This window comes from Nitrospirillum viridazoti CBAmc, from assembly GCF_000730165.1.
Classification (GTDB): Bacteria; Pseudomonadota; Alphaproteobacteria; order Azospirillales; family Azospirillaceae; genus Nitrospirillum; species Nitrospirillum viridazoti.
Map to the genome: position 1 here is coordinate 412,156 of NZ_CP022112.1, position 18,441 is coordinate 430,596.

Annotated in this window: 15 protein-coding genes; 6 read left to right on the top strand and 9 right to left on the bottom strand. The window is 68.0% G+C overall.

Going from position 1 to position 18,441, the window contains the following annotated elements:
• Nucleotides 1-6: 6 nt before the first annotated feature.
• The 6 genes from Y958_RS23770 to Y958_RS23795 all read left to right on the top strand — a co-directional run bounded on the left by Y958_RS23770 (nt 7) and on the right by Y958_RS23795 (nt 8,466).
• Nucleotides 7-900 carry a DMT family transporter gene (locus tag Y958_RS23770; protein ID WP_088874430.1) on the top strand — a complete coding sequence of 298 codons (894 nt, stop codon included), beginning with the start codon at nt 7-9 and terminating at the stop codon, nt 898-900.
• Nucleotides 897-2,183 (top strand): D-tagatose-bisphosphate aldolase, class II, non-catalytic subunit, encoded by a 1,287-nt coding sequence (locus Y958_RS23775; RefSeq protein ID WP_088874431.1) that lies wholly within the window; start codon nt 897-899, stop codon nt 2,181-2,183. Before Y958_RS23770 ends, Y958_RS23775 begins: the two co-directional genes overlap by 4 nt.
• Nucleotides 2,183-3,340 carry an SIS domain-containing protein gene (locus tag Y958_RS23780; protein WP_088874432.1) on the top strand — a complete coding sequence of 386 codons (1,158 nt, stop codon included), beginning with the start codon at nt 2,183-2,185 and terminating at the stop codon, nt 3,338-3,340. The genes Y958_RS23775 and Y958_RS23780 overlap by 1 nt, the downstream gene beginning before the upstream one ends.
• Nucleotides 3,340-4,302, top strand: a complete 963-nt coding sequence (locus Y958_RS23785) for a BadF/BadG/BcrA/BcrD ATPase family protein (RefSeq protein ID WP_088874433.1) — start codon at nt 3,340-3,342, stop codon at nt 4,300-4,302. Before Y958_RS23780 ends, Y958_RS23785 begins: the two co-directional genes overlap by 1 nt.
• 98 nt (nt 4,303-4,400) lie before the next feature.
• Nucleotides 4,401-7,352, top strand: a complete 2,952-nt coding sequence (locus Y958_RS23790) for a TonB-dependent receptor (protein ID WP_186291582.1) — start codon at nt 4,401-4,403, stop codon at nt 7,350-7,352.
• A gap of 10 nt (nt 7,353-7,362) precedes the next feature.
• Nucleotides 7,363-8,466, top strand: a complete 1,104-nt coding sequence (locus tag Y958_RS23795; protein ID WP_088874435.1) for an amidohydrolase family protein — start codon at nt 7,363-7,365, stop codon at nt 8,464-8,466.
• Nucleotides 8,467-8,514: 48 nt separating this feature from the next.
• Here the strand turns inward: Y958_RS23795 and Y958_RS23800 are convergent, their stop codons facing one another.
• The 9 genes from Y958_RS23800 to Y958_RS23840 are packed head-to-tail and all read right to left on the bottom strand — an operon-like array spanning nt 8,515 to nt 18,167.
• On the bottom strand, nt 8,515-9,597 hold the full coding sequence (locus tag Y958_RS23800) for a protein-glutamate methylesterase/protein-glutamine glutaminase (RefSeq protein WP_088874436.1): 1,083 nt from the start codon (nt 9,595-9,597) through the stop codon (nt 8,515-8,517).
• Nucleotides 9,598-9,603: 6 nt separating this feature from the next.
• Nucleotides 9,604-10,488, bottom strand: a complete 885-nt coding sequence (locus Y958_RS23805) for a CheR family methyltransferase (protein ID WP_186291583.1) — start codon at nt 10,486-10,488, stop codon at nt 9,604-9,606.
• Nucleotides 10,489-12,450 (bottom strand): HAMP domain-containing methyl-accepting chemotaxis protein, encoded by a 1,962-nt coding sequence (locus Y958_RS23810; protein WP_088874437.1) that lies wholly within the window; start codon nt 12,448-12,450, stop codon nt 10,489-10,491.
• Between the two features lie 56 nt (nt 12,451-12,506).
• Nucleotides 12,507-13,022, bottom strand: a complete 516-nt coding sequence (locus tag Y958_RS23815) for a chemotaxis protein CheW (RefSeq protein WP_088874438.1) — start codon at nt 13,020-13,022, stop codon at nt 12,507-12,509.
• Nucleotides 13,023-13,037: 15 nt separating this feature from the next.
• Nucleotides 13,038-14,771 (bottom strand): methyl-accepting chemotaxis protein, encoded by a 1,734-nt coding sequence (locus Y958_RS23820; RefSeq protein WP_088874439.1) that lies wholly within the window; start codon nt 14,769-14,771, stop codon nt 13,038-13,040.
• Between the two features lie 14 nt (nt 14,772-14,785).
• On the bottom strand, nt 14,786-15,286 hold the full coding sequence (locus tag Y958_RS23825; protein ID WP_088874440.1) for a chemotaxis protein CheW: 501 nt from the start codon (nt 15,284-15,286) through the stop codon (nt 14,786-14,788).
• A 15-nt stretch (nt 15,287-15,301) separates the two neighbouring features.
• Nucleotides 15,302-17,440, bottom strand: a complete 2,139-nt coding sequence (locus Y958_RS23830) for a chemotaxis protein CheA (protein WP_088874441.1) — start codon at nt 17,438-17,440, stop codon at nt 15,302-15,304.
• Nucleotides 17,437-17,805: a response regulator gene (locus Y958_RS23835; RefSeq protein WP_186291615.1), complete on the bottom strand. Its 369-nt coding sequence runs from the start codon at nt 17,803-17,805 to the stop codon at nt 17,437-17,439. Before Y958_RS23835 ends, Y958_RS23830 begins: the two co-directional genes overlap by 4 nt.
• Entirely contained in the window at nt 17,805-18,167 is a 363-nt protein-coding gene (locus Y958_RS23840) for an STAS domain-containing protein (RefSeq protein WP_244909671.1), read from the bottom strand. Before Y958_RS23840 ends, Y958_RS23835 begins: the two co-directional genes overlap by 1 nt.
• Nucleotides 18,168-18,441 lie beyond the last annotated feature (274 nt).

An 18,441-nucleotide genomic window follows, 5' to 3' on the forward strand; every position in this document is an offset into this window, starting at 1 on the left:
TCCAGTATGGCCATCCCCGCCTATCGCCGTCCCTGGCTGCTCTTCGCGCTGCTGACCACCGGTTTGTGGGGGGTGTGGGGCGCCTTCGCCGGGGCCCCGGCGGAGAACGGTTTTCCCGAGACGCTGATCTATGTCGTGTGGGCGTTCACCATGATCCCGCCGGCGCTGTACGCCCTGTGGCGGGTCGACTGGAACTGGCCATGGGATCGCCGCTCCCTGATCTATGGCGCGGCGGTCGGGTTGCTGGGTGCCGGCGGCCAGATGGTCCTGTTCCACGCGGTGCGGATCGGCCCGACCTATCTGATCTTTCCAGTCATCGCCCTGTCGCCGCTGGTCACCATCGTCCTGTCGGCCGCGATCCTGCGCGAGCGGGTGACCTGGATCGGCGGCCTGGGCATCTTGTGCGCTCTGGTGGCGCTGCCGCTGTTCGATTTCTCGCCGGGCGGCGTCGGCACCGGGCAGGGCCTGGCCTGGTTCGTGCTGGCGCTGCTGGTGCTGGTCGCCTGGGGCGTGCAGGGCTTCTTCATGAAATACGCAGCACCGGTGATGAGCGCCGAGGCCCTCTTCGCCTATATGGCGCTGACCGGGCTGCTGCTGGCCCCCGTCGCGCTGGCCATGACCGACTTCTCGCAGCCGATCAACTACGGCTGGTCGGGCCCGGGCCTGGCCGCCGCCACCCAAATCCTGAATTCGATCGGGGCGCTGACCCTGGTCTACGCCTTCCGCCACGGCAGGGCGATCGTCGTCTCACCGCTGGCCAATGCCGGCGCCCCGCTGATCACCGCGCTGATTTCGCTGGCGGCGCTGGGGCTGGTGCCCGCCCTGCCCAAGCTGGCCGGCATCGGACTGGCCTTCGCCGCGGCGGCCCTCCTGACCATTGAACCCGAGGACCAGGCATGAAAGCGATACTCGATCTGATCGAACGGCACCGCGCCGGCGAACCGGTCGGCATCTATTCCGTCTGCTGCGCCCATCCGCTGGCGATCAAGGCGGCGCTGCGCCACGCCCGCGAGGCGGGCGGCCAGGCGTTGATCGAGGCGACCTCCAACCAGGTGAACCAGGAGGGGGGGTATACCGGCCTTCGCCCCGACGGGTTCCGCGACCTGGTCATGGGCCTGGCGGACGAGGCCGGCCTGCCGCGTGACCGCGTGCTGCTGGGCGGCGACCATCTCGGCCCCAATGCCTGGCGGGCGATGGATGCCGGGGAGGCGATGAAGCGCGCCGCCGTGATGGTGGCGGATTATGTGACGGCCGGCTTCCGCAAGATCCATCTCGATTGCTCGATGTCCTGCGGCGGTGATCCGCGCGGCCTTTCGGACGCGGTGATCGCCGAGCGTACCGCCACCTTGTGCGAACGCACCGAGGCCGCCTGGAAAGACGCCGGCGGCGAACCACCGGTCTATATCATCGGCTCGGAAGTGCCGGTCCCCGGCGGCGCGCAGGAGGCGCTGGATGAACTGGCGGTGACCGATCCCGATGCCGCGCGCGCCACCATCGAGGCGCATCGCCAGGCCTTCGTCCGGCACGGGCTGGAGGCGGCATGGGAGCGGGTGGTCGGCTTGGTGGTCCAGCCGGGCGTCGAGTTCGACAACCACCATGTGGTCGATTACGTGCCGGCCAAGGCCGAGAAGCTGAGCGCCTCGATCGAAGGCCAGCCGCATCTGGTGTTCGAGGCCCACTCCACCGATTACCAAAGCGCCGCCGCCCTGGCCGCTCTGGTGCGCGACCATTTCGCCATCCTCAAGGTTGGTCCCGGCGTCACCTTCGCCCTGAGGGAAGCGCTGTGGGCCCTGGACCGCATCGGCCAGGAATGGCAGGGCGACGATCGGTCCGCCAGCCTGCGCGACACCGTGCTGGCGGCCATGCGTGACGACCCGACCTATTGGAAGCCCTATTACGAGGGGCGGGGCGCCGAGCTGGACCTGCAGCTGCAATACAGCCTGTCCGACCGCATCCGCTACTACTGGCCGACCGGCAGGGTCGCCCGCGCGGTCCGCCGGCTGTGCGCCGCGTTCGACGCCGACCCGCCCCCTTTGGCCTTGGTCAGCCAGTACATGCCCGCCGCCTATGAGGCGATCCGCGCCGGCGCGCTGGCCTTGAAGGGCGAGGATCTCGTCATCCACCACATCCGGGAGACGCTGACCCCGTACTCCCGCGCCTGCGATCAACGGAGCACCCATTAATGACTTTCACCGGATTGGCCGCCGACGAGCTGGAGGCGCGTGGCGGCGGGTGGACGGCGCGCGAGATACGCCAGCAGCCCGCCATGTGGGCCGCCACCGAGCAGCTTGTGCAGGCGCTGCGCCCGCGCGCCGAGGCGTTCCTGGCACCCTTGTTGGCGCGCACCGACCTGCGGGTGGTGCTGACGGGTGCCGGCAGTTCCGACTATATCGGCCGCTCGCTGATGCCGGACTTGCTGGCCGGGCTCGGCCGCCGGGTCGAGGCCATCGCCACCACCGACCTGGTGGTTGGTGGCGCCCAGCTGCTGCAGCGCGACGTGCCGACCTTGCTGGTGTCCTTCGCCCGCTCGGGCAACAGCCCCGAGAGCGTCGCCGCCACGGAGATCGCCGAGGCCCATCTGGCCGAATGCCGCCATCTGATCATCACCTGTAATGGTGACGGCGCCCTGTATCGGCGTCATCACGGCAGGCCGGGCAGCCTGGTCGCGCTGCTGCCCGAGGCCACCCACGATCGCGGCTTCGCCATGACATCCAGCTTCACCTCCATGGCGCTGGCGGCGCGGCGCATCCTGCTGCCGGCGCAGCCCGTCGACATCGCTCGCATCGGCGCGGCCGCAGATCTGGTTTCCGCCGATCACGGCGGTTCGCTGTCCGCCGCCGCCGCCGGCGGGTTCAAGCGGGTGGTCTATCTCGGCAGCCGCGGCCTGGCCGGCATCGCGGATGAGGCGGCGCTGAAACTGCTGGAACTGACCGATGGCGAGATCGTCGCCATGGCCCAGACGCCGCTGGGCTTCCGCCATGGCCCGAAAACCTTCGTCGACGGCCAGACTCTGGTGGTGCTGTTCCTGTCCAACGACCCGCAGGCGCGCCGCTATGAACTGGACGTGGCGCGCGAGATCGCCAGCGACGGCATCGCCGGCAGGCTGCTGGTGCTGGCGGGGCAGGGGGACGGCCTGGACGGGCTGGGCGCCGACCTGCTGCCCGGGCTGGAAGCCGCGTCCGACGCCGAGCTGAGCTTCCCTTATCTGACCTGGGCCCAGGCCTTCGCCCTCGGCGGTTCGCTGGCCCTGGGCCGCACGCCCGACAACCCCAGCCGCACCGGCGCAGTCAACCGGGTGGTGCAGGGCGTGACCATCTATCCCGAGCCGGGGAGGGCTTGATGTTCCTCGGCGTCGATGGCGGCGGCACCAAGACCGCTTTCCTGCTGCTCAGCCTCGAGGGCGCGGTGCTGGCCCGCCATGAGGGTGGCTCCTCCTACCATCCCGAGGTGGGGATCGAGGGGGTGCGCGCGGTGCTGAACGACGGTGTGCGCGCGGTGCTGGCCCAGGCCGGCCTGCCGACCGCCGCCATCCGCCACGCCTTCTTCGGCCTGCCCACCCTGGGCGAGGATCCGGCCACCGATCCCGTCCTGGCGGACGCGGCCGGTGCCGCCGTGGCCGGCAGCCGGTACAGCTGCGGCAACGACATGGTCGGGGGCTGGGCGGGCGCCCTGGCGTGCGAGGACGGTATCGTCGTCACCGCCGGCACCGGCTCGATCGCCTACGGCGAGTACCAGGGCCGTGGCGCCCGCGCCGGCGGCTGGGGCGAGGTCTTCGGCGACGAGGGCTCGGCCCATTGGATCGGCCGCGAGGGGCTGGGCCTGTTCTCGAAGATGAGCGACGGGCGCGTGCCGCCCGGTCCGCTGCTCGATCTGGTCCGCGCCCGCTTCCAGCTGACCCGCGACATCGACCTGTGCGGCCTGGTCAACACGCCGGGCGGTGCCGCGCGCAGCGCCGTCGCCCAGGTATCGCAGACCGTGGCCGCCGCCGCGCAGGCCGGCGACGGGGCGGCCAGGGCAATCCTCATCCAGGCCGGGGGCGAACTGGCCCGTCTGGCCGACGCCGTCCGCGCGGGCCTCGGCGTGCCGGAGGGCGAGGAACTGGCCCTGTCGTATGTCGGCGGGGTGTTCCGCGCCGGCGCGCTGGTGCTCGACCCTTTCGCCGCGGCGCTTGAGGCCGGCGGCCATCGCTATCGCCTGCGGCCGCCGCTGCTGACCCCCGTGGTCGGCGCCGCACTCTATGCCGCCCGCGCCGCCGGGATCCGTTTCAGCCGCGAGCAGGTGACGACGCTCGCATCAAAATGAAAGCGGCCTCGAATGCCGCGACCGAACAGGAGGTGGAAGGAATGAGGAGAGGTCTGAAGACGATTCAAAGAACGCCGCAAAGCGCCTGGATCCTGCCGATGATCCTGGCGATGGGATGCGGGGGCGGGGCCTGGGCCCAATCCACGAATGTCCCATCCGCCACGGGCGACTTGGAGGAGATCGTGGTCACCGGCATCCGCGCCGACCTGGAAAAGTCGCTGGAGGTGAAAAGGAACGCCTCCGTTGTCCTTGATTCCATCAACTCCACCGAGCTGGGGCGCTTCCCGGATGCCGACGTCGCCGATTCACTGGCGCATCTGCCCGGCATCACCATTTCGCGCACCACCGGCGGCGAGGGGCAGAAGGTCAGCGTGCGGGGCCTGGGGGCGCAATACAATATCGTCACCTGGAACAACCGCGTGCTGGCCACCGACGATGACGGCCGCGACCTGGCCTTCGACGTGCTGCCGTCCGAGGTGATCACCGCCGCCGACGTCCTGAAATCGCCCCAGGCGTCGGCGCTGGAGGGCAGCATCGGCGGCACGGTGAATTTGCGCACCGCCAGCCCCTTCGACAATCCCGGCCTGCATGGCGGCGTCCATGCCGAGGGCGACTACAACGACATGTCGACCCTGCACGGCCAGAAATATACGGCCTTCCTGTCCGACACCGATTCAACCGGCACCTGGGGAATCCTGATCGGCGCCGTGCATTCGGACAACAACATCCGCACGGACTCGCTGAACGCCTACCAGCAGAACATCTATGGCCCGAACACCTATCCGTTCGACGGCAGCGGCAATCCGCGCGCCTTGGCGGCGACACCGTGCTGCATCACCTTCGGCTCGATCTATGACGAGAAGAAGCGCGACGCGGTGTCGGGCAGCGTCGAATGGCGCCCGACCGACACGCTGAAGATCGCCGTGGATGGCCTGTGGACCCGGCTGCAGGACCCGCAGGTCGGCTATAACGAGAGCTATTACTTCCCCTACGGCAGCGACCAGAACGGCAATCCGACCTGGAACAATGCCACCTACCAGAACGGCATCATCAGCGGCGTGTCGGTCAACGACTTCCAGCCGGAAATGGTCAACAACACCATGGCCCGCAAGGTCGATACCAGCCTGGTCGGCATCAATGCCAAGTGGCAGGCCACGTCAAAGCTATCCCTGGCGCTGGACGCCTACCGGTCCGCCGCCGACCGGCCCGAGGGCGGCAAGGACACCTTCATGACCGCCGGTCTGGTGTCCGCCACGCCCTATGCCGAGGACATCCTGAACATATCCGATACCGTGCGGGGGCTACCCAGCCTCAACGTCGCCATCCCGCCCAGCCAGCTCGGGCTCGGCGCCTGCCCGTCGGGAACGGCCAGCTCGACCAATGCCGGATATTGCTCTTACACGGCGCTGATGAATTCCGGCTTCCTCAACGACAACAAATACTGGTCGACCCACTATGTCGGTCTCAACGGCTACACCGTGAAGGACCAGGTGCGCGGCATCAATCTCGACGGCACCTATGACGTCAACGCCTTCTTCATCGACCGCCTCACCTTCGGCGGGGGGGAGACGCGGCGTGAGAAGAGCCGCCTGGATATCAGCAACGACTGGGACAACGGCTCGGGCCAGTACGGCACCCTGTACAACACCGCCGGCTGCCCCATCCAATGCAGCCCCTATTCCTTCGCCTCGCAGGGCTATGACGTGGTCACCATGGTCAGCCCGCCCAATTTCATGCAGGGCGCCGGCGGGTCCTTCCCGACCACCTTGCCGCGCCTTAATTCGGCGGCGCTGCTGAACTTCCTCAGGAGCCTGAACGGCAAGCCCAACCCCTTCTATTGCCAGAATTACCCGACCGTCTGCGCGGCCCCCTACACGCCGTTCGACTTCTCGCAGACCCTGCCGCAGGAAAACCCCTACAACTCCTATAGCGTCAAGGAACGCACCGACAGCTTCTATGTCGAGGCGGAGATGTCGGGCACGCGGTGGTCGGGCAATATCGGCGTGCGCGTGGTACGCACCGAAACCGACGCCAGCACCGCCGCGGCCGTGCCGGTGTCGCTATGGACCCCGACCGCCGTCGGCGCCACCCAGACCTGGAACGTGCAATATGCCGCCGGCCAGGCCTCGACCTCGCACGGCTCCTACATCATCCCGCTGCCGTCCGCCAATTTCGCCTATTGGGCCATGCCGGAGGAATTGCAACTGCGCGCGGCGGTGGCCCAGACCCTGTCGCGCCCGAACCTCAACCAGCTGGCGCCGACCTCGTCCAACAACGCCATCAACGGCGAGCCCCAGCTGTTCTACGGCGGCACCGCCGGCCTGCGTCCCATCAAGGCCTGGCAGGCGGATCTGTCGGCCGAGTGGTACTACATGCCGCACGCGGCCTTCACCGTCGCCCTGTTCGGCAAGCGGATCCGCGACGACATCTATGAGGGCGTGTCGACGAATGTGGATCTCGGCACCATGCAGTATGTCGGTGGTCCGCCCGGCACCGTGCCCGGCACGCCCTTCCTGTGGACGGTGACGGCCCCCTCCAACGGTGCCAAGAGCACCTTCGCCGGCATCGAGCTGACCTGGCAGCACATGACCGATCTGGGCGTCGGCATCCATGCCCAGTTCACCGCCACCAGCAGCCAGGGCTACGACCAGAACGGCAAATCGCTGGGCGCGATCGACCCGGTGCCGCCGATCACCTCGTCGCTGAGCCTGATCTACGACAAGGACGGGCTGTCCGGCGACATCACCTGGGACCACGCGTCGGGCTACACCTACGCCTGCTCGATGTGCACCGAGGTGCCCGGCTGGCCGGCCAAGGCCGACTCCTTCGACTGGGTCACGGCCAGCGTCCATTACAAGTTCCTGCATGGCTTCGACGTCTATGTGGAGGCCAAGAACCTGACCAATTCGGTGGCGCGCACCTATCTCAACGGCAACCCGCTGTTGCCCTGGGCGCCCGGCCAGTCGGTGGGGCAAAGCACCAGCGGCGTCGGCGCCGGATATTCCGCCTATGGCCGCACCTTCGTGGCCGGCGCGGCCTATCAATTCTGAGGGCGAACCCATGTCCAAGCTTGCACTGGCATTCGCCGTGACGCTGATCGCGTTCGCGGCGAACGCCGACGAATTGCTGTACACCGAGGCGGATTTCGCCTCGGTGCCCAAATTCGACGCCCATGTCCACGCCAACCGGCAGAGGCCCCAGTTCCTCGACATCGCCCGCAAGGACGGGTTTGAGCTGCTGTCGATCAACGTCGATTATCCCGATTTCCCGCCATTGGCCGACCAGGCCAAGGTGGCGCACGCGCTGAAGGCGCTGGACCCCGGGCGATTTCACTTCGCGACCACCTTTTCCATGAAGGGGTATGACGGGAAAGGATGGGCGGCCGCCACCATCCGCCATCTGGACGCCGAATTCGCCCAGGGCGCGCTGGCGGTCAAGGTGTGGAAGAACATCGGCATGGTGGAAAGGAACGCCCAGGGCCGGCTGATTATGCTGGATGATCCCGGCTTCGACCCGGTGATGAACCATCTGGCGCAAAAGCACATTCCGCTGATCGCGCATCAGGGCGAGCCCAAGAATTGCTGGCTGCCCCTGGACCAGATGACGACGGAAAACGACCGCAGCTATTTCCGCGAGCATCCCGAATACCACATGTATCTGCATCCCGAGCAGCCGAGCCTGGAGACCATCCTGGCCGCGCGTGATCGGATGATCGAACGCCATCCCGACCTGGCGGTGGACGGGGCGCATATGGGCAGCCTGGAATGGGACGTCGACCTGCTGGCCAAATTCCTCGACGCCCACCCCAACGCGGTGGTCGATCTGGCCGCGCGCCTGACCAATGTGCAGTACCAGTCGGTGCGCGATCACGATAAGGTGCGGGCCTTCTTCATCCGCTACCAGGACCGGCTGCTGTATGGCACCGACCTGACCGACAACCCGCCCTCACCGCAGGAGCGCGCCCAGAACCCGCCGCGTGAAGAGGGCGGCATCACGGCGGAGGCCGATCATTTCTGGCGCTCGGACTGGCTGTACCTGGCCACCACCGGCAGCCAGCGGATCGACGCGCTGAACGCCGAAGTCAAGGGCCTGGGCCTGCCGAAGGCCGTGATTGACAAGATCTACTGGTCCAACGCCCGCCGCGAGGTCCATCTGCGGCCGTAGGTCACCGCCACGCCCGTGTCATGAGCCGTCCCGCGTCATGGAATGGGATCACCGGCTGCCTGCCCGGATGATTTCCGCGGCCAGCTGATCCAGGGGCAGGACCTTGCCGGCGGCGCCCAGGGCGATGGCCTCCCGCGGCATGCCGAAAACGACGGAGGTCGCCTCGTCCTGGGCGATGGTATGGGCGCCGGCCCCCTTCATTTCCAGCAGGCCGCGCGCGCCGTCGTCGCCCATGCCGGTCATGAGGATGCCGACGGCGTTGGGGCCGACATGGGTGGCCGCCGACCGGAACAGCACATCGACGGACGGCCGGTGGCGGGACACCAGGGGGCCGTCCTTGACCGAGACGTAATAACGGGCGCCGCTGCGCTGCAGCAGCATGTGGCGGTTCCCGGGTGCGATCAGCACCCGCCCGCGCATGACCGTGTCCCCGTCCTCCGCCTCCTTGACCTCCATCTCGCACAGGCCGTTCAGCCGGCGGGCGAAGGCCTCGGTGAACTTCTCCGGCATGTGCTGCACCACCACGATGCCGGGGCTGGCGGCGGGCAGCCTTTCCAGCACCACCCGCAGGGATTCCGTGCCCCCGGTCGACGCGCCGATGCAGACCACGGCCTCCGTGGTTCGGGCCATGGCGTGGTGGCGGAACAGCGGGGGCGGCAGGACCACGTCGGCGGTCAGCTTGCGCTCCGGCTCGCGCACGCGCGGGGCCGCGGGCACATGCTTCAGCCGGGCCCGGGCCGCCGCCTTCACGACATCGCAAATGCGGATCTTCGCGTCCTGCAGGAACTCGGCCGTGCCCACGCGGGGCTTCAGGATGATGTCGACGGCGCCGGCGTCCCAGGCCTGGTTGGCCGTTTCCGATCCCGCCTCGGCCAGCGAGGAGCAAATGACCACCGGGATCGGCCGCTGCGACATCAGCCGCCGCAGGAAGGTGATGCCGTCCATGCGCGGCATCTCCACATCCAGGGTGATGACGTCCGGCACCTCCTGCTGGATGCGGCGCGCGGCGACGAACGGGTCGGACGCCGTCGCCATCACGTCGATCTCAGGATCGGATTGCAGGATGTCGGTCATGACCTGGCGGACCGATGCGGAATCGTCGATGACCAGCACACGGATCTTGGGGGGCATGGCGGGTCACTCCCGCCGGAAGACGCTGGCGCCCAGCGGACGCATCGGCAGGCCGGATCCCGCCAGGGATTCCGAATGCCCCAGGAACAGGTAGCCGCCGGGGCGCAGGTGGTCGCACAGGCGGGCCAGCACTGCCTGCTGCGTCGGCTTGTCGAAGTAGATCAGGATGTTGCGGCAGAAGATGACATCCAGGTCGCGATCGACCGGGTAGGTCGCGTCCATCAGGTTCAGCCGGCCGAACCGCACCATGCGCCGCAGCTCGGGCACGATGCGCACCAGGCGCCGGGCCCGGTCCTTGGAGCGCAGCAGGTAGCGCTGGCGCATCTCCGGCGGCACGGGGGCGATCATCTCCTCCGGATAGATGGCCGTGGCCGCCGTTTCCAGCACGCGGGTCGAGATGTCGGTGGCCACGATGTCGACCCGGAAGCCGCCATGACGCTGGCTGGCATCGGCCAGGACCATGGCCAGCGTGTAAGGTTCGGCCCCGATCGAGCTGGCGGTGCTCCAGACTTTCAGGCTGGTGTAGGGCCCGGCACGGCGCCGGGCCAGCAGCTCCGGCAGCGCCACCTCCTCCAGGACGCGGAAATGCTCCTGCTCGCGGAAGAATTCCGTCTTGTTGGTCGTGACGACATCGATCAGGTGGATGGCCTCATCCGCCAGGCCGCCGCCATCGAAAAGACGCGCGCAATAGTCCGCCAGATCGGCAGCACCGGTCGCCACCACCCGCTTGCGCAGGCGGCCCTCGACCATGGTCCGCTTGCTCTCGGGCATCTTGATGCCGCTGTAATCCTGGATGAAGGCGGCCAGCCGACGAAAGTCGCGCGCGCCGAGGCGATCGGCGGCAGCCGCCGCTGCCGCCCTGGAAACCGCCTCCCCGTGATCCGCCAACACTTAGTACTTCTCGAACTCGGCGTCGCGGGCATCGCCGGCGCCGTTGGTCAGGTCCAGGGCGAAGCCGGCGGTGGCCTTGCGGCCGGCCCCGACGCGCGCGGCTGCCGGCGCCGCGCGGCCATTGTGGCCATTCGCGGCCCGCGGGCTCGCCGGACGCGCGGGGGAGGGCGCCGGCTTGGCGGCGCTGGCCACGGGCCGCGACGGCCGGCGGGCGGCCGCGACCGCCGTGGGCGACGCGCCATCCACCCGGAAGTAGGCGATGCTGGCCTGCAACTGCTCCGACTGCGCCGCCAGCTCCTCCGACGTCGCCGACATCTGTTCCGACGCGCTGGCGTTCTGCTGCGTCACCTTGTCCAGCTGCTGGATCGCCTGGTTGATCTGCTCCCCACCGATGTCCTGCTCCCGGCAGGCGGCACTGATCTCCGCCACCAGCTCCGCCGTCTTCTTGATGTCCGGCACCAGGCGCGTCAGCATCTCGCCCGCTTCCTGCGCCGCCTGCACTGTCTGCGACGACATGGTGCTGATCTCCGCCGCCGCCGTCTGGCTGCGCTCCGCCAGCTTGCGCACCTCCGACGCCACCACGGCGAAGCCCCGGCCGTGCTCGCCTGCCCGCGCCGCCTCCACGGCCGCGTTCAACGCCAGCAGGTCCGTCTGGCGCGCGATCTCCTGCACGATGGTGATCTTCTCCGCAATGGTCCGCATGGCTTGCACCGCCCGCGTCACCGCCTCGCCGCTCGTCTGCGCGTCCGCCGCGGACTGCCGCGCGATCTTCTCCGTCTGGCTGGCGTTGTCGGCGTTCTGCTTGATGTTCGCCGCCATCTGTTCCATCGACGCCGACGCTTCCTCCGCCGCCGACGCCTGCTCCGTCGCCCCTTGCGACAGCTCCTCCGCCGTCGCCGACAGCTCCTGGCTGCCCGACGACACATTGTCCGACGCCGACGTCGCCTCGCCCACGACATCCCGCAGCTTCTCGACCATGCGCTTCAGCGCCAGGCCCAGGACATCCTTGTCGGACAGGGGCGTGGCCTCCACCGTCAGGTCGCCGTCGGCGACCGTATCGGCCACCTGCGCCGTGGCTCGCAGGTTGGCGATCATGCGCTTCAGTGCGATGCCCAGCGTATCCTTGTCGGACAGGGGCGTGGCCTCCACCGTCAGGTCGCCATTGGCCACCGTGTCGGCGATGCCGGCCGTCGCCCGCAAATTGTCCATCATGGTGTTCAGCGCGTTCACCATGTCCCGGATCTCGTCATCGGACCTGACGGCCAGCGACTGGTCCAGGTCGCCCCGGGCGACGCTGTTGGCCAGGCGGATGGCGCCCTGCAGGCCCCGGCTGATGCTGACCAGGATCCAGGTCGCGGCGGCCAGCGCGATCACCAGCGAGACGGCCACCGTGGCGATCAGGACCGTCCGCGCGGCGTCATACTGGGCGGTGGCGGCGGCCTCCGTCTGCGTCATGTTCGCCTGGGCCAGGGCCACCACTTCGTCCAGTGCTGCGTCGGCGCTGTCCAGCACCTGCCGCCCCTCGACGCGGGACAGGCGCACGGCCTCATCCCGCTGCTCGCTTTTCGCCAGGGCGATGACCCGGTTCTGGATGGGCAGGAATTGCTTCCACACGGCGGTAAAGGCCGCCACCTTCTTGTTGCTTTCACCACTGGTGAGGGAGTCCAGCTTGGCGCGATCGGCCTCCAGGGCCTGCTGTTCCTTGGCGATCCGCGCCTCGTACTGGCTCACCAGCTCCTTGCTGTCCGCCAGCAGCAGGCTCTTTTCCGACCGCGTCACGGTCATGAGGTCGGTGTAGAGATCCTGGGCCACCTTGATCTGCTGCATCGGCCCCTGGGCCATGTGGTGCAGGCTTTCATCCAGGGCGGCCAGTTTCTGTATGCCCAAGACGGCGCTGGTGGTCGACAACGCGACGATGACCGCGAAGGTCAGCCCCAGTTTCAGCTTGATGGTCATGCGCATCGCGAAGGATCCTTGATCGTCGAATTGTCTTAAGGGGCGCCGGCTGTCGGCAGCGGCTATGCGGCGGTGCTGGCCGCCAGGTCGGGCGGGGCCTTGCGGCCGATGACCGACGCCTCGTCGGCGGTGAACAGTGTCGCCAGGTCGAAGACGATGACGAAGCCGTCGCCGCGGCGGCCCACGCCACGAATGTAGTCGGACCGCCACGACACCCCGATGTCCGGCGGCGTCTCCAGTTGGCTCAGGTCCAGCGGCAGGACCTCGAACACCCGGTCCGCCATCAGGCCCAGGGCGATGTCCCGCCCGTTGATCGGGACATGCAGGACCAGGATGCGGGTATGTTCCGAGGGGATGCCGGGCGACAGGCCCAGCTTCAGCCGCAGGTCGATCACCGGCACGCCCCGGCCCCGAACGTCGATCAGTCCGACAAGGTAGGGTGGGGTTTCCGGGATGCGGAACACCGGCCGCATGTCCAGGATTTCCACCACCGCTTCGACCGGGACGGCGTAGATCTCGCGCTCGATGCCGAGCGTGACGAACTGCGCGTCCCGAGAGGTTTGGGTCAGGCTGTTCATGATGGCCTCGGGACCTCAGTACTTCTCGAATTCGGCGTCGCGGGCGTCGCCGGCGCCATTGCTCAGGTCCAGGGCGAAGCCGGCGGCGGCCTTGCGGCCGGTCCCGACGCGCACGGCTGCCGGAACCACGCGGCCATTGTGCCCGTGCCCATTCACGGCCCGCAGGTTCGCCGGGCGCGCGGGGGAGGGCGCCGGCTTGACGGCGCTGGCCACCGGCCGCGACGACCGGCGCGCGGCCGTGCCCGATGCGGGCGCTGCCCCATCCACCCGGAAGTAGGCGATGCTGGCCTGCAGCTGCTCCGACTGCGCCGCCAGCTCCTCCGACGTCGCCGACATCTGTTCCGACGCGCTGGCGTTCTGCTGCGTCACCTTGTCCAGCTGCTGGATCGCCTGGTTGATCTGCTCCCCGCCGATGTCCTGCTCCCGGCAGGCCGCACTGATCTCCGCCACCAGTTCCGCCGTCTTCTTGATGTCCGGCACCAGGCGCGTCAGCATCTCACCCGCCTCCTGCGCCGCCTGCACCGTCTGCGACGACATGGTGCTGATCTCCGCCGCTGCCGTCTGGCTGCGCTCCGCCAGCTTGCGCACCTCCGATGCCACCACGGCGAAGCCCCGGCCGTGCTCGCCCGCCCGCGCCGCCTCCACGGCCGCGTTCAACGCCAGCAGGTCCGTCTGGCGCGCAATCTCCTGCACGATGGTGATCTTCTCCGCGATTGTCCGCATGGCCTGCACCGCCCGCGTCACCGCCTCGCCGCTCGTCTGCGCGTCCGCTGCGGACTGCCGCGCGATCTTCTCCGTCTGGCTGGCGTTGTCGGCGTTCTGCTTGATGTTCGCCGCCATCTGTTCCATGGACGCCGACGCTTCCTCCGCCGCCGACGCCTGCTCCGTCGCCCCTTGCGACAGCTCCTCCGCCGTCGCCGACAGCTCCTGGCTGCCCGACGACACGTTCTCCGAGGCCGACGTCGCCTCGCCCACGACATCCCGCAGCTTCTCGACCATGGTGTTGATGTGACGCATGAGGTCGCCGACCTCGTCGCGCGACGTGACCTCGACCGTGCGGGTCAGGTCACCATCCGCCACGGCCTGGGCCAAGGCGCCCGCCTGGTTCAGGCCGCGGCTGATGCCCAGCGCGATCCAGGTCCCGGCCGCCACGGCGACCAGCAGCGACGCCAGCACGGCGACGGCCAGCATCAGGCGCGCGCTTTCATATTGGGCGACGGCGTCGGCATCGGCGCGCGCCATCTGCGTGCGGTAGAGCTCGATGATGTCGGCCAGCTGCCGCTGCGCCTCACCCACCAGCTGGCGCGCCGGTCCCACCGATATCTCCACGGCCTTGGCCTGTTCGCCGCGCTTGGCCAGGTCCCGCATCTTGTCGTCGGCGGCCAGGAACTGCTGCCAGGTCGCCTGCAGCGCCTGCCATTTCGGTTTGCCCTCCGCGCTGATGATGGCCTGGACCTTTCCGACCAGGTCGGCGAAGTCCTGGCGATAGCGCATGATCTCTTGGTCGTACTTCTCGATCTGCTCGGGACTGGTCGAGAGCAGCATGTTCTTCTCGGCCCGCACCATCTGGACCAGATTGACCAGCACCTCTTCCGCCCATTGCAGCTTCTGCACCGGGCCGGCGATCATGTCGCGCATGGTGGTGTTGATGGTGGCCAGGCTGCTGATGCCCAGCCCTGCCGTGGCGGTGCTGAGCATGATGATGAAGGCGAAGGTCAACGCCAGCTTCAGCTTGATGGTAACACGCATGTCAGGTTCTCCCGTCAGGCTGCGGAGCGTTGGGATGGGGCGGCCGCGTCGTCCCGCGCGTCACCGCGGGAGAAGATGCGTTCCAGGTCCAGGACGACGATGAATTCGGCACCGCGCTTGGCGATGCAGCGGATGTATTCCGGCCGCCAGCGCATGCCGATGCGCGGCGTTTCTTCCAGGTCGGAGGCCGCCACTTGTGTGATCTCGTACACCTTGTCGGCGCGGATCCCGACGATCACGGGGTCCCCGTCGATCATCACCTCGGTGACGACGATGCGGGTGTCGATGGTCGGCGGCCGCAGCTCCATCCCGAACTTCAGGCGCAGGTCCGCCAGCGGCAGCACCTTGCCGCGCACATTGATCAGCCCGCCGACGAAGGGCTGGCTGTTGGGCACGCCGGTCACGGGAATGAGGTCGAGGATTTCGCGCACGTGCGCCGCCTCCAGGGCGAAAACCTCGCCTTGCAGGCCCAGGGTCAGGACTTCCAGCGGCGCGCCGCTTTTCCACGCTGTCATGATGTCCCCCTGCCGTCAGCTTGCGGCTTTGAAGCGGTTCTCATAGGCCATGCCCAGCTTGACCAGGTTGGCGATGTCCAGGATCAGGGCCACGGCGCCGTCGCCCAGGATGGTGGCGCCGGCGAAGGTCTCGACATCGGCGTGCAGCTTGGACAGCGACTTGATCACCGTCTGGTGATTGCCGATCACCTGGTCCACCACCAGGCCGACCCGCCGCCCGCCGAAGGAGACGATCACCGCCTTCTGGTAGCGGTCTGGGGGCTCCGACACCTGGAACAGCTCGCGCAGGCGCAGGAACGGCACAAGGTCGCCCCGGATGTTCAGGAAGCTGCGCCCGCGTGAGCGCGCATCCTCTTCCGCCGACAGTTCCACGCATTCCTCCACCGCCGACAGGGGCAGGGCGTAGCGCCCGGTGCCGACGCGCACCAGCAGGCCGTCGATGATGGCCAGCGTCAGCGGCAGCCGCAGGGTCAGCCGGGTGCCCTCGCCGGGCGTGCTGGCGATATCGATCTTGCCGCGCAACCCCTCGATGGCGCGCTTTACCACATCCATGCCCACGCCGCGGCCGGACAGGCTGGTCACCTCTTTCGCGGTCGAGAAACCGGGCTGGAAGATCAGCTGGAACAGTTCGGCGTCCGACAGCTTGGCGCCGGGCGGGACCAGCCCCTGATCCTCGGCGCGGGATTGGATGCGCGCGCGATCCAGGCCGCGGCCGTCATCGCTGATGGACACCATGACCTCGGCCCCGGCATGGCAGGCGGTCAGGGTGATGCGCCCCGCCGCCGGCTTGCCCGCCGCCGCGCGCCCTTCCGGCGCCTCCAGGCCATGGTCGATGGCATTGCGGATCAGGTGGATCAACGGGTCGTTGAGGCGTTCGATGACCGTCTTGTCGAGTTCGGTTTCCTCACCCACTGTCACCAGTTCGATGCGCTTGCCCAACTCGTTGGCCAGGTCGTGGACCAGCCGGCGGAAACGCCCGAACAGGGACCCGATGGGCACCGTGCGGACCCCCATGGTCGTGTCCCGCAGCTCGTGCGCCAGGCGCTCGATCTCCTCGGCGATCGCCTTCACTTCGACGTCGTTGCTGGACGCCGCGACCTGCGACAGGCGGGACTGCACGATCACCAGTTCGCCGACCCTGTCCATCAACTCGTCCAGCCGCTCGGCCGGCACCCGGATGCTGTCCACCGCCTTGGCGGCGCCCTTGGCCCCACCCTGCGGGTTCCCGGGCAGAGCCGACGGGCTCGCGCCGGCGCCGAGGCCGGTACGCACATGCTGTTGCTCCGCCAGCGCCGCCGCCAGGGTGTCGGGGGAGACTTCGCCGGATTTGACCAGCAGCGTGCCCAGGGGCATCTGCGCGGCCACGGCGGCGTCCACCGCCTGCTGCGCCACATCCCCCCGGTCCACCAGGATTTCGCCAATGCGGCGGCCTTCGCTGGTCCTGCCGATGGCGTCGATCGACAACTCCATGTCGTCGATCACGAACATGAAGACTTCCTCGATCGCGGTGCGGGGCTGGCTGGTGGTCAGCACGACGTCCCAGGCCAAGTGGCACTCCGTCGCCGCCATCTCCTCCAACGCTGGCACACCCTCGGTTCGCGCTACCACCGTGGCCACGCCCAACCCGCGCAACTCGTCCAGCAGCAGCAGGGGATTGGTGCCCATCGCCATGGCATCCCGGGCCAGCCGGAAGCGGATGCGCCAGGTGGATGTGCCTTCCGGGGATGCGCTCTCCAGCGCATCCTCAGGTGCGGCTTCAGCCACCGCCGTGGATGCCGGCGGGCCGCCCACGATCTGCTTCAGCGACCGCAGGATGGCGTCGCCATCCGCGGTCTCCGCCAGCTCCGGCGTCTCGATCAGCAGCCGCATATGATCCTTGGCCGCCAGCCCCACGGCGATCAGCGCGCGGCTGGGCGCCACCTTGCCCTTGCGCACCAGGTCGAACGCCGTCTCCACATGGTGGGTGAAGGCCGCCACCGCATCGAAGCCGAACATCGCCCCCGATCCCTTCACGGTATGAAGGGCGCGGAAGGCGCTGTTGATCAGGTCGTCGTCGTCCGGCGCATGCTCAAGGTCGAGCAGCGCCTGCTCCAACTGCTCCAGCAGTTCCTGCGCTTCCTGACGGAAGACGGCGGCCGGGTCCAGCGTGCTCATGCGCCCAGGACCTTACGCACGACGGCGACCAGCTGTTCCTGCTGGAAGGGCTTGGTGATCCAGCCGGTGGCACCCGCCGCCTTGGCCGCCTGCTTCATCTCGGCATCGGATTCCGTGGTCAGGAACAGGATCGGCACGCCGCGATAGGCGGGCAGCTGGCGCAGCGCGCGGATAAGGTCCAGCCCGTTCATCACCGGCATGTTCAGGTCGGTGACCACCAAATCGACCGCCGTGTCCTTGGCCTTGGCCAGCCCTTCGGCGCCGTCGCTGGCCTGCACGACGTCGTATCCGGCGCCGGACAGGGTCAGCTTCACCATCTGGCGTACGCTGGAGGAATCATCAACGCTCAGGACGGTCTTGGCCATCATCGTGCCTCTGTGTGCAGCCAGAAATCGCTGTCGGTGGTTTGGTCGGCGGGGGCAGGCACGCCGGCCGCCAGTTCCGCGGTCATGAGGAAGCCGCCCCGGTGAAGTGTGTCGCGCAGTGCCCCTGAAACCGGCTGCGCCAGCTTGAGTATCCGCTGGGCATTCCTGGCGCTTTTCCGGGCGGCGAGCAGCAGTTGAACAAAGCTGAGATCGACCTCGTCCAGCGCGCGGCAGTCTATTTCCAGGGCGGCGTGGGCCTTCATCGCGCTCACGAGGGCCGCATGTGTCTCTTCGGCGTTGCGCAGTGTGCGGGCGCCCTCAAAAACGATTTTCCCGACATCGTCATTCGAGGCATTCGGCATCAGGGCACCCCGCTTTAGTTGACACTGGAAAGAACATGCGCCCGCCTTTGGCGGCTGGTATTTGCCGGCCGCGAATTCATTGAATATTGGGAAGGATTTGCCGTTAAAAGAATTTTCCCAGCGCAAATGCCAATCAAACCGGATGGCTTGACGCACCTTATGGGTAGTTGGTTGATAAAGTGTAAATGCCAACCGGCATATAGACTGATCTGTATCAATATGGCTGGAAAGAATTTTGAATAAAATTCAATGTAAATAGGCAATTAACAAAAGT

Excerpts from the sequence above, each read along its gene's own strand:
- Y958_RS23770 (WP_088874430.1), top strand. The coding sequence starts at position 7 with ATGGCCATCCCCGCCTATCGCCGTCCCTGGCTGCTCTTCGCGCTGCTG.
- Y958_RS23775 (WP_088874431.1), top strand. The coding sequence starts at position 897 with ATGAAAGCGATACTCGATCTGATCGAACGGCACCGCGCCGGCGAACCG.
- Y958_RS23780 (WP_088874432.1), top strand. The coding sequence starts at position 2,183 with ATGACTTTCACCGGATTGGCCGCCGACGAGCTGGAGGCGCGTGGCGGC.
- Y958_RS23785 (WP_088874433.1), top strand. The coding sequence starts at position 3,340 with ATGTTCCTCGGCGTCGATGGCGGCGGCACCAAGACCGCTTTCCTGCTG.
- Y958_RS23790 (WP_186291582.1), top strand. The coding sequence starts at position 4,401 with ATGATCCTGGCGATGGGATGCGGGGGCGGGGCCTGGGCCCAATCCACG.
- Y958_RS23795 (WP_088874435.1), top strand. The coding sequence starts at position 7,363 with ATGTCCAAGCTTGCACTGGCATTCGCCGTGACGCTGATCGCGTTCGCG.
- Y958_RS23800 (WP_088874436.1), bottom strand. The coding sequence starts at position 9,597 with ATGCCCCCCAAGATCCGTGTGCTGGTCATCGACGATTCCGCATCGGTC.
- Y958_RS23810 (WP_088874437.1), bottom strand. The coding sequence starts at position 12,450 with ATGCGCATGACCATCAAGCTGAAACTGGGGCTGACCTTCGCGGTCATC.
- Y958_RS23815 (WP_088874438.1), bottom strand. The coding sequence starts at position 13,022 with ATGAACAGCCTGACCCAAACCTCTCGGGACGCGCAGTTCGTCACGCTC.
- Y958_RS23820 (WP_088874439.1), bottom strand. The coding sequence starts at position 14,771 with ATGCGTGTTACCATCAAGCTGAAGCTGGCGTTGACCTTCGCCTTCATC.
- Y958_RS23825 (WP_088874440.1), bottom strand. The coding sequence starts at position 15,286 with ATGACAGCGTGGAAAAGCGGCGCGCCGCTGGAAGTCCTGACCCTGGGC.
- Y958_RS23830 (WP_088874441.1), bottom strand. The coding sequence starts at position 17,440 with ATGAGCACGCTGGACCCGGCCGCCGTCTTCCGTCAGGAAGCGCAGGAA.
- Y958_RS23835 (WP_186291615.1), bottom strand. The coding sequence starts at position 17,805 with ATGGCCAAGACCGTCCTGAGCGTTGATGATTCCTCCAGCGTACGCCAG.
- Y958_RS23840 (WP_244909671.1), bottom strand. The coding sequence starts at position 18,167 with ATGCCGAATGCCTCGAATGACGATGTCGGGAAAATCGTTTTTGAGGGC.